Source organism: Yoonia sp. R2-816 (assembly GCF_046762905.1).
GTDB lineage: Bacteria > Pseudomonadota > Alphaproteobacteria > Rhodobacterales > Rhodobacteraceae > Yoonia.
The window spans coordinates 1-13,737 of record NZ_JBKQXN010000154.1 but is presented as its reverse complement, the minus strand read 5'-3'; the positions used below and the strand labels follow the sequence as shown (position 1 = coordinate 13,737).

15 protein-coding genes are annotated in these 13,737 nt (G+C 54.7%); 4 read left to right on the top strand and 11 right to left on the bottom strand.

Annotated features, from left to right (window positions below; genetic code table 11):
• The 8 genes from ACFWW2_RS05420 to ACFWW2_RS05385 all read right to left on the bottom strand — a co-directional run.
• On the bottom strand, positions 1-784 hold a 784-nt coding region (locus ACFWW2_RS05420), incomplete at its 3' end, for a helix-turn-helix domain-containing protein (protein ID WP_393926739.1).
• A gap of 142 nt (positions 785-926) precedes the next feature.
• Positions 927-1,229, bottom strand: a complete 303-nt coding sequence (locus ACFWW2_RS05415) for a hypothetical protein (protein WP_393926737.1) — start codon at positions 1,227-1,229, stop codon at positions 927-929.
• 57 nt (positions 1,230-1,286) lie between these two features.
• Positions 1,287-1,721, bottom strand: coding sequence for a polysaccharide deacetylase family protein (locus ACFWW2_RS05410; protein ID WP_393926735.1), 435 nt, complete (start codon positions 1,719-1,721; stop codon positions 1,287-1,289).
• 226 nt (positions 1,722-1,947) lie between these two features.
• Positions 1,948-2,901: a hypothetical protein gene (locus ACFWW2_RS05405; protein ID WP_393926733.1), complete on the bottom strand. Its 954-nt coding sequence runs from the start codon at positions 2,899-2,901 to the stop codon at positions 1,948-1,950.
• A 197-nt stretch (positions 2,902-3,098) separates the two neighbouring features.
• On the bottom strand, positions 3,099-4,097 hold the full coding sequence (locus ACFWW2_RS05400) for a peptidyl-alpha-hydroxyglycine alpha-amidating lyase family protein (RefSeq protein ID WP_393926732.1): 999 nt from the start codon (positions 4,095-4,097) through the stop codon (positions 3,099-3,101).
• 164 nt (positions 4,098-4,261) lie between these two features.
• A complete protein-coding gene (locus ACFWW2_RS05395) occupies positions 4,262-5,638 on the bottom strand; it encodes a S41 family peptidase (protein ID WP_393926730.1) in 1,377 nt (458 codons plus the stop codon).
• A gap of 205 nt (positions 5,639-5,843) precedes the next feature.
• Positions 5,844-6,698, bottom strand: coding sequence for an alpha/beta hydrolase family protein (locus tag ACFWW2_RS05390; protein ID WP_393926728.1), 855 nt, complete (start codon positions 6,696-6,698; stop codon positions 5,844-5,846).
• Positions 6,699-7,036: 338 nt separating this feature from the next.
• Positions 7,037-7,798, bottom strand: a complete 762-nt coding sequence (locus tag ACFWW2_RS05385; protein WP_393926727.1) for an alpha/beta fold hydrolase — start codon at positions 7,796-7,798, stop codon at positions 7,037-7,039.
• A 208-nt stretch (positions 7,799-8,006) separates the two neighbouring features.
• Between ACFWW2_RS05385 and ACFWW2_RS05380 the strand changes: the two genes are divergently transcribed.
• The 4 genes from ACFWW2_RS05380 (at position 8,007) to ACFWW2_RS05365 (ending at position 11,631) form a co-directional block, all read left to right on the top strand.
• On the top strand, positions 8,007-9,227 hold the full coding sequence (locus ACFWW2_RS05380; RefSeq protein WP_393926725.1) for a helix-turn-helix domain-containing protein: 1,221 nt from the start codon (positions 8,007-8,009) through the stop codon (positions 9,225-9,227).
• Positions 9,224-9,694 (top strand): GNAT family N-acetyltransferase, encoded by a 471-nt coding sequence (locus tag ACFWW2_RS05375; RefSeq protein WP_393926723.1) that lies wholly within the window; start codon positions 9,224-9,226, stop codon positions 9,692-9,694. Before ACFWW2_RS05380 ends, ACFWW2_RS05375 begins: the two co-directional genes overlap by 4 nt.
• A 266-nt stretch (positions 9,695-9,960) precedes the next feature.
• A complete protein-coding gene (locus tag ACFWW2_RS05370; RefSeq protein ID WP_393926721.1) occupies positions 9,961-10,965 on the top strand; it encodes a serine hydrolase domain-containing protein in 1,005 nt (334 codons plus the stop codon).
• Positions 10,966-11,085: 120 nt separating this feature from the next.
• Positions 11,086-11,631, top strand: a complete 546-nt coding sequence (locus tag ACFWW2_RS05365) for a type II CAAX prenyl endopeptidase Rce1 family protein (RefSeq protein ID WP_393926719.1) — start codon at positions 11,086-11,088, stop codon at positions 11,629-11,631.
• 376 nt (positions 11,632-12,007) lie between these two features.
• Here ACFWW2_RS05365 and ACFWW2_RS05360 read toward each other — a convergent pair whose 3' ends face one another.
• From ACFWW2_RS05360 to ACFWW2_RS05350, 3 genes are all read right to left on the bottom strand, one after another.
• A complete protein-coding gene (locus tag ACFWW2_RS05360; RefSeq protein WP_393926717.1) occupies positions 12,008-12,589 on the bottom strand; it encodes a Fic/DOC family protein in 582 nt (193 codons plus the stop codon).
• On the bottom strand, positions 12,586-12,804 hold the full coding sequence (locus tag ACFWW2_RS05355; protein ID WP_299775149.1) for a hypothetical protein: 219 nt from the start codon (positions 12,802-12,804) through the stop codon (positions 12,586-12,588). Before ACFWW2_RS05355 ends, ACFWW2_RS05360 begins: the two co-directional genes overlap by 4 nt.
• Before the next feature lie 235 nt (positions 12,805-13,039).
• A complete protein-coding gene (locus tag ACFWW2_RS05350) occupies positions 13,040-13,675 on the bottom strand; it encodes a hypothetical protein (RefSeq protein ID WP_393926715.1) in 636 nt (211 codons plus the stop codon).
• Between the last annotated feature and the right edge of the window lie 62 nt (positions 13,676-13,737).

Sequence of the window (13,737 nt, the reverse complement as noted above, 5' to 3'; positions counted from 1 at the left end):
CGTTGTCGACGTGAACCTTGTCAGGGAGACCCGCGACGGGCCACGGCTCCACAATGTCGCGCTCTTTGAGCCAGGCCGTCTTGTCGAAGACTGAGTGTAGCAGGCACAGGCTTGTCGACAGGCGAGACGGGGCGTCCAGGGTGAGATAGAACCCTGTCACCATGCGAGAGTAGACATCCATCGCCAGAGTCAGCCACGGGCGTCCCACCGGCTCACGCGTTTCCTCGTCGACGACAAAGACGTCCGCTCTCGTATGGTCGATCTGCACCACCTCAAGCGGCCGGGCAGGGCTGAATGTTCCGGGAACGGCGGTGACCGCCTTCTCGGTCTTGCGCTCACCCCGAAGCCGGGCGCGTTTGCGAAGATCGACATCCTCGATCCGCGCCACGATCGTGCGCCGATGCGGCGGCTTCAGGCCCGCCGCATGGCAATCCGCTTGCACATCACGAACCAGTTGCGAAATCGATGGCCGAGTTCTCTTGAGGTAGTGTTTGTTGATCGCCGCTTGGAGTATCTCTTCTCGTGCTGCGTCCAGCGTCCGATGACCGACAGGTCGCCCCCGCTTACGCTCTACCAACGACGTTACAGTCCCGCCCTTCCGAAACAGCTTGATCAGCCGAAAAATGGAGGCTCGGCTGAGACCCAGCTCGTCAGCAAGGCGTGCAATGTCGGCGGCCGATGTCTGCCCGGGATTGTCCTTTAGGAATCCGCGGAGTGCATCGGCACGACCGGACGCCTCGGTCCAGAGGTCCTCGTCAATTTCGTCGGCAAGGGGATCGGTCATGGTAATTCGGCACCGAATGAGCTTCGGAGCGACAGTCTCAAATAAAGTGGCTAGCTACAAGCTCAGATCTCAAATTAAGTGCCCAGTCTCAAATTAGGTGCCCGTGCAACCACCTGAAATCATTGAAGGCACAGTCTCAGAATTAAGTGCCAAGTGACAGAACGTTTGCGTCACATCGGCCTACCCTTGGGCTGTTCCTTGGCGAATCATCCGGCAAGAGGCCGTTGGTCGAAAATATCTGCCGCAACAGGGTTTCTTCTTCCATAGGGGCGACAAGCTCAGCAGGCTTTATTCCATCAACGTGGGCAATTGCAGCAATACGACCCTGGCCGTTGAAATTCGTATCCGACACGATCTGTGAAATAGTATCAGTATAAGCTGATTGCACTGGAATAACATCCCAGCCCTCCTTGCGCAGAGCAGACACAAGGGTCGGAAGAAACATTGAGGTCAAGTCGTTTTCGTGGAGCAGCAGTACATGTTTGGGTGAGCGGCCGAGCACTCAATGCGCGAGATCGTCGTAAAACGCGATGCCCTCCATCAGCACATCGACATGGACCTTACTCAAGCAATTCGTGTCGATGTCTTGGTCTGATGCCAAAGCCTCTTCCAACAACGCCTGCATGTACCAATCATAAGTATCGACGGTTACATAGCCGTTTTGTAGTCCCCGTGACTCAAGCCCTTCCACAACAGCCAACCGCTTATCTCGGTTTGAGCCTTCATCAAGATATGGGAACCGGAAGTAAGGTGCAGACACAAGTTGCAGGTTCGACAAAACGTCCTGTGCTTGGTCTATGTCAGCCAGATATGATTCTACCTTTGTGTCGCGCAGCCAAGGGTGGGTATGGGTGTTGTTCGCCAAGACGTGACCGGCGTCCAAATAGGCGCGCAATCGCGCTATTTCTGCTTCGTCATTTATGTTGTTGGTCTTCACAAAGAACATTGCTTAGGACACGTTTAATGCGGCGAGGCCAGAGATTATCAAATCAGTCCTAGCATCGCCAGTTAACATGAGGCTGACCCCGGTTGGCGCGTCATCAATCGTGATGACGATTTCTTTTGCCCAAACATCACTGACTCAAATCAGGGCGATGATCACCGTTCCACCAAGCACGTTCTTAAAACTTCTCGAAAGCACGTTTTTCTTCCTCATCTTTTTTTTAGGGCCTGAGCCATGGGGCCTCCACAGTCCAGAATATGATGTCGACGCCAAGGTAGTCGGTCGCGAAGTTGCGAAAGTCTTCTTCGGTGAATGCCTTGCCAGTTTTGGGATTTTCATATGTGAGAGTTGGCTGCTGAACGCCCATGGCAATCACAGATAGCTGGGTCTTGTACTGATTGAAGAACGGGTACGAATTCTTCATTTGCCCCCTCCGATGCGGAATGATGTCTGGGCCCCCAAGACCGATGTCATTCGCGGCGGCAAATTCGAAGATGCGGGACATGTAGCCTTGATCGTTGTTCCATTCACAGGGCCAGAAATTGACGTATTGCACGATGAGCGTCGTTTCGAAGGCTGCACGGGCATGGGCCAAGTTCTCCATCTGACCTTCGAAATAGCCATCACAGGAGAACGTGTGCGATTGTGGTGTTTCGCCGAGCTCTATCGCGGTTTCCGGTAGATTTAGCCCGTAGATCCTGCCATCGAAAGCCTCCGCGAGAGCAGTGACCAGAACCTGATGACGTTCTCGAACCGAAGGGAGCCACTGACGGCTGACCCAGCCAGACCCTTCGGGTTCGCCTTCGCCAGCGTTGTCGCGTTGCTGAATGATCCCGCCTTCATATATCGGTTCGGTCATCAGATAGTCGGGTACGTTCCTGGCGGTTGGCAAGAAAAACCGATCTTGAAGTTGTAAGAAAAACAATTTGCCTTCGGCCTCAGCGATCGCGAGGTCGCGTTCAATCTTGGAGAAGTCGTAGCGCCCTTTTTCGGGCTCCAACTGTCGCCAGCTGTAAACGACCTGAATGCCTTCAATGTCTGGCCGCTGAACGATGTTAATATAGTCTGTTACAGCAGCCCCACCAAGAAAAAGGAAATCTTGAATAGAGTCATCGCCTTCGCTGTTCTCAGCACCAAGCGCGGCTGTTGGTGCTTGGCTTTGCAGCGCAATCATTCCGCAGATTGCGGCGGCACGGCTGATCAAAAACCTGCCGGGCGTAGGTATCTTTATTCTTGGCATAGGGGCTCCCAGCTTCTCGATTTGCGACGTTCTTCACCTGCATGCATCCGATTTAGCTTTGCCGTGTCGTCTCGACCTATCGGCCAGTACATTTGGCATGGAAAAATTAGGCTGATGGCACCCAAACCTCGCTATTTTGCTTCATCATGGCAGACGGTGGAGATGTCGACGACGACAACACGCTTGGCATAAGTATCAGCTATGTAGACCCGTCCATCGCGCCCGACGGCAATGTCGTGCGGCAGCCAAAACTGGGGTTGTCCGAAATTGGCAGCGTCCGAATGCAGTTTCGGCTGGCCATCGTCGCCAAGAACGGCGAACCCAGCACGGGTCCCTTGTTGAACCTGTTCCCCCGCGACATCGAGCCCATCGCCGCCGTCGGCGACATAGATGCAGCCATCTTGACCGATCTCTACACCAAATGGACGCCCGATCTGACTGCCCTCGATTACATCTGATAGGCTGCCATCGGCATCAAAAACTTGCACCCGGGCGTTGCGACGGTCAGCCACGTAAACGCGGCCCTGATCATCTGACCCAATTCCGTGAGGCAGGTGGAATTCACCGAGGTCAGAGCCATGGCGGTTAACTTGCCAAACAAGGTTTCCGTCCTGATCAAACACGGCCAATCTTGAGTTGCGATATCCGTCTGTAACTGCAAATGCGCCATTGGCCAGCGGGGTAACATCCGTGGGCCTTGCGAAAGTGGTGTCGGTCATCGGAATGGGCAACCGCGGAAAGACGTTCCGCAGACGCAGCAATGGTTCGAGATAGAATGGATATTGGTCGCCGTAACGCCGGATCAGATTACCGCGCTGATCAAGGTGCGTGATGGTGTTGAGGGTTGTATCAGCTACCCAGATCGTTCCGTCGCGAGAAACCGACATGCCATGGGGGCTGGCGAACATTGAGGCGCCGAAACTTGCCAAGACGTCACCTGTGTCAGCATCCAACCGGACTATCACAGGTTCAGCTATAAGGGCTGCGTCACCGCTAAAGGCACGATCTGTGCGGTGCAGGACGTAGACGCTGCCTTCTGGCCCGACCGCAACCGCGGTGACCGCCGCGCCGTCATCATGATACTTGGGCCAGAAGATGCTTGATCTGCTGAACGATTCACTTGTTTGCAAAGCGCCGGGCTCCGTCACACTCACGGACACAATGCGCGCCACATCGTGTGATGCCCACCAAAGCACAAGGGCTAGCGAGACGGCGATGAGCAGACTGAATGTCCATCTGCTCAGACATCTCGATAAAGAAAGACCAAGTGATTGAAACCCGGAACTGTTACGCCTTAGTGCCATGAACCTTTCAACCAAGATGCGTCTTGCAGGAGCAGTTGGATCGCTTGTTTGTGGCTCTCGATTGGGTTCGTAACCTGAAAAACGGGTCGTTCAACGTCTGGGCGAATGCCGACGGCTTCCCAATGACGTTCCTCAGGGTCGAGGTAGATCTCGTTCGACATGTTGAGTTGCCATCCATTGGGAAGGCTGCGCGACAACGCGTCTGAGAAGGCACCGCGTGTCGCCTCGCCAAAATGTGAGACATGGTGTTGCGTTCTGAGTGCAAGTGTTAGGACCTCAGCAGCGCTGACCGTCACATTGCTGGTCAGAAGCGCGACATCACCTTCAAATCGAACACCTGTACTTGGCGCGATTGAAACGCGCGTCAAGATGGGGGTATCCGCGTCCCCCGCGAATTTCGTGTACGCGAACGTAGTCTGATGTAGAAACCGGCTTGCCACCTCTCGGGCGATGTAGTCGCTGCCGCCAAAGTTCAGGCTTAGATCAAGGACAATCGAATGCGCCCCGCGCGCGGCGAAATAAATCATGACCTCATCGAGCAGAGTACGCGTCGACCTTAGGTTTTCTTCGGGGGTTGCCTCGTCCGGCCCAAATCCGTCGAGAGCAGCGAGAGCGAGGTAGCCAATCTCCTCCGTGAGCATGCCATATTGAATAAGGTCGTTCCCAACGATGTGACCTTTGTCGTCAAGGATGTCTGCCTGAACACTTTTGTACCAAAACTCCTCCCGAAATGCACGTGTGGCTGCAACTGGATCTTCTCCCGCAGCTAGCGCGTTTTGTCGCAGGTTCTGCAGAATTCGGGCCCGTCCCGGTGAAGATACGTGCCCAGTGCCGTCGATTTCGGCGATCAAAGCAACATGCCCATCCCGGATTGGTGCGATCAGTCCACTCAATTCGTCAAACAGCGCATGGTCGCTCATGGTGACATGGACTCGCTGTCGTGCCTCCGCGACGTGGGTTGGCCAATCGACGTTGTGGAGTGAGAAGAAGGGATAGCTGTGGTCAAAAAAGCCTACAAACGCGTCGAAGACCGCGACCGCATCCACCGGCGTTTGTGTTGCGCAGCGCGGCGGCAATGATAGCCGTCGGTGCGCACTGATCCGATGTGGCTCCACCGAGGACCGAATGGTCAGCCATTGACCACCACTCGAAGTCTGGAACTCAACCCCAGGCAATAGATCCCCCATTGGAACCAGCGCATCAGTCTCGGCGATACAGAAATCGTCACCGATGCTGAACAAGCGAGCGCTCTCACCTTGAATTTCCAAGAGAAAGCCATATCCATCCGATTGCCAAACGCCGTCAATGGAGGGTGCTGCGTTTGCAGCCCCCGCATTTGGACCCGAACACAGGCAGATCATAAGCATAAGGAACCTCATTTTAGTCTCCAACAGTCGTTTTGATTGATTTGGCGTTAGGTCCCTCCAAAAGCGCAACACACGCGGCCTGCCTGATGAATTGTCCATCGGGAGCAGACTGATGCCGAGCGTCAGCAGTTGGTGAAACCATGAAGGAAAGTGAGCTCGCAACCCTTGACCCGTCCGCGGGCTGCGTATGCAGCGGGCGCACGCACTATCGCGACACATCGGTCAGACTCCATGTTGAGTTTGAAACAATTTCAGCACGACCAATGAACGCTTGTGCGGCCTCGGGATGACCCAGAAGATGGTAAGCCAACCATGCGGTCAAATAGCCCCGGAAGCGCCCGGCATCATCTGCCAACTCGATATGATCCGCGCCGTCTGCAACGGCCAACACCCGCAGACCAGGGCCAGCTAGGGAGTTGAAGATCGCTTGGTTCAACCGAACCGGAGAGATGAATTCGTCCTCGGTTCCGGTCAAAATCAGAATGGGCGCGGTGACTGTGCTGGCGTCATAGCTGAGGCTCAAACCAAAGAAATCGATCGCCTCTTGTGAGGGAGTGCCGTGGATCGCCAAGGCTGCCGCCCCGCGCCCCTCAGTGAACTGAGTATGCGCATTGATTGAGCTGACAGCACCCTGTGACGATCCAACAAACGCAAACTTGTTGGCTGAGATACGGCCGAAAAAGGGATTGTCGGGTGTAGCAGACCAAAGCTGCGCATCCTTCAGCAACTCGATCGCCCGCTGACCTGATCCCATTTGGCGATCGTTGCTTCCAATGACGACCATCCCCCACGAGGCGAGGTGCCGTGCAATGGCATCATAAGTGTTGATGGGTTCACCGGTTCCATTTTGCCAGATGACGAGCGGTGCCTGACCATGGTGCTCGTCTGGAAGATATGCGGTTCCGCCCGGTTGATTAAAAACGGATGGAATCGCAATCCTTGTCACCGGGTAGGGGCCTGTGGTGCTATAGCGATACTCGATCTCATGGATGGGATCGTATACGTGAGGCTTGGATGTTGAGCAGCCACCCAGAACCATCAGGACGATAAGCAAGGCCATGCCAGTGCTGGGTCGGAAATAGAATTCTTCTCGAAGGACCATTGGTTACCTCTGTGCGTGGTTTGAACGCATGACATGTGAGGTATTGGCTGGAGCCTGTCGTCTGATCCTATCGGCAAAGAGGTCGGTGAACTGCAAGATGCCTTGTCAAATTGTCCTCGTCGATAGGGCAAAACCATCTTTGGGTTCTGGCAAGAGTCGGGTTTAGCTCATCGTTGGTGGGTGCAATTGCCGTGTAGCGTTCAAAACGCTCGGACAACGGCATGCCTCTTTGCAGAGCGTTGTTCACGACCCCGGCTCTTGAACCTGCCAATGACTCTGAAGTGGTAAGGGCCAGTCTAGTCAGGCACGGATCGGCACAGAAAATCCTCTATGCTTCGCCGCAACTGAACTGGATTGTCGGTGTGCAACATATGCCCGCCAGGCAATCTCAATAGCTTAGCCTCGCGGATGCGCTCGGCCATGAGCGCAGTACCGTGATGGGTGGCCGTGTTTTTCTTTCCAACGATCAGAAGTGTTGGGACAGTGATTTGAGCCAGACGCGGACGCCCATCATAACGTGCTGAGGCTTCCAGGGCCGCAGCGATGCGCGCACGGTCTGTTCGCGCCATCTGGTGTTGAAGCTCTGCGCGGGTCGTTGGGCTCTCACCAAGGCCGGAAAGCCAAGCCAGCCATGACGTCGGGATAGACCGGAAAAGCTTGGACGCAAGGCTTGCTGATATCCGCCCCGTAAGACGGTCACGCACCGTCGGAACGGTTTCGATCAGGATGAGTGCCTTGATCCGATCCTGCAGCCGGGCCGCAAGTTCCAACGCTACCATGCCGCCTAGCGAATGGCCAATTAACACGGCACCCTGCGGCACCAGCTCAGACAGCGCGTCGGCATATGTTTCGACGCGCGGCGGCATGACCAATGCTGTGGTCCCGTGCCCGGGCAGGTCAGGCGTCAATGCGCGGGGGTACCCTGTTGTGATCGGACGCCAAGTGTCGCCCGCCAGTCCAGCGCCGTGAAGCCAAACCGTATCGAACCGCGCTAGCGCAGACGCCGGGGCATTTGCCCTATCCAGAGTGTCACAGGTGGGCAAGATGGTGTATGACATCGGAAATCATCCTTATCGTAGGTTTCGGGGTTAGCGCCCATTCACTTGCAGATGACATTTTTTGGCCGAACCGTCGTCCGAATGACCAAGTTCGATGTCCGGCCCGAACGGCGCGGACACAATCGAGCGCTGAAACCGTTGAGACGGAATGGGCTTCGCGATAGGCGTTGAGGCAAGTTCGTCGCAGCTACTTGGGTTATATTAACCAATGACCTTTGATCCTGATATTCTTCTTGTTGCAACAGTAGCGACCACCTTTGCCGTTACGGTCCTTGCTGCGCTGGTAAGCTGGTCTCAGAGATGGAGTGTCCCGCCGCGCGCAACGTTGGCCATGTTTTTCGCAGCATTCGCGATAAGCGAGATCGACAGCTTGGCGTTCGCATTAACCCTTGAAATGCCACAGATCATCCGGGATGGGACTGAACTAATGAGTTTTGTTGCCAATTTCTGCCTGATGCCGCTGTTCTTGTTGTATGTGCGAGAGCTAACAGGAACACGGGAGCGCCCTGGGGACGGTGCGTCGATGGTTCGACATTTTTTCCTGCCTATAGTGGTCCTGGTTTTTTCGGTTGTGGTCATGACCCTTCCCGAGGTCACACGAGAAGCATGGTACTCTGACAGCTCGACTGAAGCGCCCTTGTTCGGTTTGGCATTCCTGCACTACGGTTTCACGCTTCTGACTGTCGCACTTGTGCTGCAATGGGCGGGCTATGTCATCTGGATCGCAAGGACCCAAGCTCAGCATATCGCGCACCTGAAACAGCACTTTGCCAGCACGGAAGGATTGGAATTGCGCTGGGTGGCGATCCTCGCATTTGCAATGGGCTCCTACATCCTGCAAACCATGGCTGGGGAAATCCTGATCCTTTTGGGCGGGCAAGACCCCATCGGCCCTCTGCCTGACAGCTTTTTGGTTCTGATCATCGTGGCGGCGCTGGCGCTATGGGGCTTACGCCCGTCCCCAGAATTGGAACACGCCACCAAGACATTGGACGAGGCCACAGACCAGCCAGGAAAAAAATATGAAAAGAGTGCCCTTGGTGCCGCCCAATCGGAACGCATTGCCCGAAAGTTGCAGCGCGCGATGCAACAGGACCGTCTGTACCGAGATACCAATCTGACGCTTAGCACCTTGTCGGCGCATGTTGGAGTGTCGCTCAATTACGTCTCTCAGACTTTGAATGAAAATCTCGGTCAATCGTTCTTTGAGTTTGTGAATGGCTGGCGGGTCAAGGAAGCCATTCCCCTTGTAGAAGCAGGGGAGACAACCGTCTTGGCAATCGCCTACGAGGTCGGCTTCAATTCCCGCTCTTCATTTTATTCGGCGTTCAAGCGCGCCACCGGCATGACGCCGACCGCCTACAAAAACGCCAAATCGAAGTCTCAATCGTTCAGTGTAGCAAGACCGATCTCCGGAGGGCCAAAGTGACAGATATTGTCATAGGAATAGAAATCCGACCTTATGCTGAAGCGGACTGGCCACGCTTATGCGCCATCCACGATGCCGCTAGGCGGGACGAACTGGCGCTCTGTGTGGGGGTGGATGCGTTCCGATCACTTGAAGACACATATGACAGCGAAGGCCTGTTCGATGACCACCTTACAGTTGCGGAGTTGGATGGTGTCGTCACGGGTTTCGCCGCCTTTAGTCAAACCGAACTGACCTGGCTCTATGTCGACCCCGCCTTTCACCGGTGCGGTGTAGGTCGCGCATTGCTGCGGCACGCTGTGGCATTGGGTAATGGGGATATGCAGATCGATTTGCTGGAAGGCAACTTACCCGCACAGGCGCTCTATGTCTCGGAAGGGTTTCGGGTCACCGAGCGGCGCAAAGGAAAGTTGATCGGCAATGAGGCATTTTCGGCGAGCGGCCTCGTCCTGAAACAGAGCCACTAGAACGGTTCAGGATGATGAGGTTTCTGCGTTCTTCGCGCGCCAGGCGCGGATTTCCCGTCTGCTCGATCTTTCGAACGTCGAGGGTGGTCAGATTGGGCGAGACCCCGCAAAAAAGCGATGTACACTGAGCTACCTTTCGCGTCCCACAATTGTCTAACCCTACAGGGATGGGCGACCCCCAACTCATCTGAGCTTATCCAATGACTGGCATCCGGGGCCTCACCTGCTCCGAGAGCTAAGTCCGCATTGGGAAGAAAGCAATCGCGATGAATAGAAGAACCTTTACGGTCGCAGGCACTGCCGCGCTCGTTTCCTCATTCCCCAGTATGTCGTTATCACAGCTCTCAGCGGGCGACACACCCGGATATCAAGTCGCCGAGACCTCAGTTGATGGCATAGCAGAAATCCATGGCGGTATGGCCGCACCCGGGATGCCAGTTAGCTCAAGAACGTTGTTCCAAGTGGCCTCATGCTCAAAAACAGTGACCGGGCTGGCTGTTCTGACACTGGTCCGCGACGGGCACCTCGTGCTTGATCGCCCGGCAAACCAGTATCTGCAGCGGTGGCAATTGCCAGGCCCAAGAGGTGACAGAGCGACCATCGCCGAATTGCTGTCTCATATTGCCGGCACCACAATTCAAGGTTTCGAAGGCTATGGGCCCGACGACGATATCCCGGATCTGCTCGATTTATTGGCCGGTCGCCCTCCAGCGAATTCTGGTGCCGTGCGGGCGCGCCGCAGGTGGTTACAGCGTTTTGATTATAGCGGCGGCGGAACAACAGTGCTTCAATGCCTCATTGAAGACATCATAGGCTTTAGCTTTGGGCAATACGTTGCGGCAGAGGTCCTGGGGCCAATCGGGGCACATCGGACGACCTTTGATCTGGTGCCTCGCAGGGCGTTTGCTCATGGTGCTTTGCCAGACGGTCAGCCTCTCCCAGGTGGATATCGAAGACATCCCGAGAGCGCCGCCGCAGGGCTTTGGGCCACAGCCACAGATTTGGTGAAGATCTTGCAGGCCATTTTGCTTTCTCTAAACGGTGCCCGTGGCGCAATTCTACCTGTTCCCTTGGCGCAGCGGATGATCACGCCGATGGCCCCGCATTCAGGGCTTGGTATTCTTGTCAAACCGGGCGAAGCGATTTGGCACGATGGGCGCAACGAGGGATTTGACTCCGCTATGGCGGCTGAACTTGACACGGGAAGGTTCCGTGCCGCCGTGTCAAACCAAAACGGAACAAACAATCAGGTCCTTGCGTTGCAGGTCTAACATGGCAAAGGGGACATCTGCATGTTGAATTGGTTTTCCAATCCTCGCAGGCAATTACTCTGGTCGGTCGGCAGTCTCATAGTATCGATGTCTGTGTTGGTTCCATTGCTTACACGGGTCATGGGACCACTGCCCGGATTTTTGACCTGTTTCTTAGTCTATTGGCTGGGATTCTGCCTTCCGATCACACTCTATTTCACGAAGCGCCTAAGAAGCTGCGGTGCATATGCCTTGGATGTTGGTTCCAGCCGATGGATACCTTGGTGCGTTGCGCTGCAGATCGTCGTCATTGCAATATCCAGCTTTGCCCTTTTAGAAGATGAAGTTTCTGTACTTGCTGTAGTGAGTGCCCTCTTATTTGCTGCCGTGAACGGCGTTCTTGAAGAGTTTGCCTGGCGCGGCGCCTTCTTCGAACAGGGTAAGGGCGATCCATGGTTCCAGGCTTTTGGTGTCGGATTATTCGCTGCGTGGCATGTGCCCTTGGTTTTCGCATACAGGATTACATATCCGGGCGGCCCTTTGGCTTTACTTGGTGGCACATTTGCAATGGGCGCGTTCTGGGCATTTCTGGTGGCGCGGACCAATAGAATTGGATGGCCAATCATCGGCCATGTGTCGATGAATGCGATCGCGTTCATTGGGTTCTTCGTATCAAACGGTCTTTAGACACGCTGCATCGAACGCCAGTTGCAGTTGGCTCAAATTCGCTGCGACCAGTACGAAAGGCTGGTTTCTCCGCTGCCCTGCGGCATCGTTCATTAAGCAAGTGCAGAGTTTTTCGTGCTGCGTGCGCGCACAGCAAAAAAGATCGAATTTACAGGTTGGGCTCAGATCAGCCGTAAGCCGCAAGCGTCACCAAGGTCAGCTCACGATTAGAAAAGACAGTGATGATATTTCTCGGTTATCGTTTCCTTCCGAGTAGGGGACTCGACTGCAGGGCAGGGCCCTCACGATAATTTCCAGCTATCGTTACTTCGCGCATCGCCAGAGCGGTTGGTAGGCTGGTCACAATGGTGGAATGCGCCTGTAGACTTCGTCAGATTCAGCCTACCATCTTGATGATCGCGTTGACGAGAGGAGCTTCATCCCCGGCGAAGCTTGATATCATGGCGTTCATTAACTCGTCCTCCTCTATGTTTTCCTCGATCATCTCTAGGCCGGCGACCTGCATGAGGATATCGAGCAAAATGAGTTGGCAACGCCCATTACCCTCGCGAAATGGATGGACGGCGTTGATGTCAGCGATGTGGTGGGCTGCGTGCTCAGCGAAGTCTTGAAGACTGCTAGTATCGGCCAGGTGGTTTTCTTCAGAGAGTTCGCGAAAGATCCGGTTCATCTCGGCATCGATGTACTCTGGATAGCAGAACCAATTCCCACCTTTAGCGGTTCGAACTTGTCTCGGCTGTCCTGCCCACGTGTAGACGTCTTGGAAGAAGTGGTGATGGATCGCTCGATAGTGCGCATAGTCGAGAGCACCTTCAGGCAGCGGCTCCTCAGACCTGGTCAAGAACATGAGCTGCTCGAACTGATCAAGCTCGTCCTGATCGGTTAGCTCGGCCTTGTTCCGCAGAACGTTGGTGCCGGGGTAACAGAGGGGATCCTCAGTGACGTCGTACCGGCTCATTTCCCTTTTTTGTTGGTGAAGGAGCCGGTAATCGCCGAACGAAGTGCGTCACCCTTGAGGCCGCGATCGGAATAGGTCTTAAGTGTTTTGGCAGATTTCGAACTGGTCGTTACACCCTCAACCTTGGCAAATTTGGTGGCCTTGCCCTTGCCTAAAGGCTTGGTCACGAAGCGTCCTGCGGTCGCCGATCTCTTTTGTGCGGTGCTCTTGCTCATAGGGCCAACTTACCACGCTCCGAATTGAATGTGTATGAAGATTCCGTTCGGTAACATGACCATTGTGACAGTGCATGCTGGACCATTAAGAAACTTTATTGTCGGCTGGCCGGGATTGGCGAACTCGGCAGCCGTACCTGTCTTGTCAAAAGGTAATGATAATGGGACCCAATATCGCCATCGCAAGAACTCGCGCTGGCCTATCAAAGCTGTTGCGCTCCCGAGAGGGAGCGCTCTACGGATCGCTGGCTGTAGACGGGCCGGAAATCGCCATCGCTCTGATCAGTTGCGCCATCTCTTCCGACTCCATGCGGGGTAGTTGATCTAGGCACCCCTCGTCGCAGATCCAGACACTACACTTACTGGCGCTTTCTACTTGGTTTGCAAAAATCCAGTTTGACATCACTGACAGAACACGTTCTTCATTTGGGACTTTGTGTGCGCCCCAGGCGGCGGCAATGGCGGCTTCACAAATTCTCTCGTCCGGATCAGCATCAGTAGTCGCATAGCAGTCAACGGCGCGTCTATCCAAGGAAATCAACGATAGTCCGCTTACAAAATCGTCCGTCGACGCTGCGCCTTCTAAGTCGGCTTTTAGGCTATTGATAAACGCTCTTGCGAAATCTGCACTCTGTGCCTGTGCTGCCCAGACGCAATTTCCTATCTTACCGTAATCCTGTTCAAGATCTGTTAGCAGCGATGGTATGTTTTGGATAACACTGTCGAGTACTTCAAATGTTACTTCGTTTGATGGTGCCTCAAGCGGTTCATCTGCACAATAGGCCTCAAGCGTGTGAGATATAGCTGAAAGTTGGTGATAGCCCCTGAGGGGCGGCATATCATGGCGTTGTTGACGCGCCGCAATTCTCATTTGAGAAAAGGATATGCCACATGACGAAGACTACCATCACGACGTTGCCCGATCCACATGGA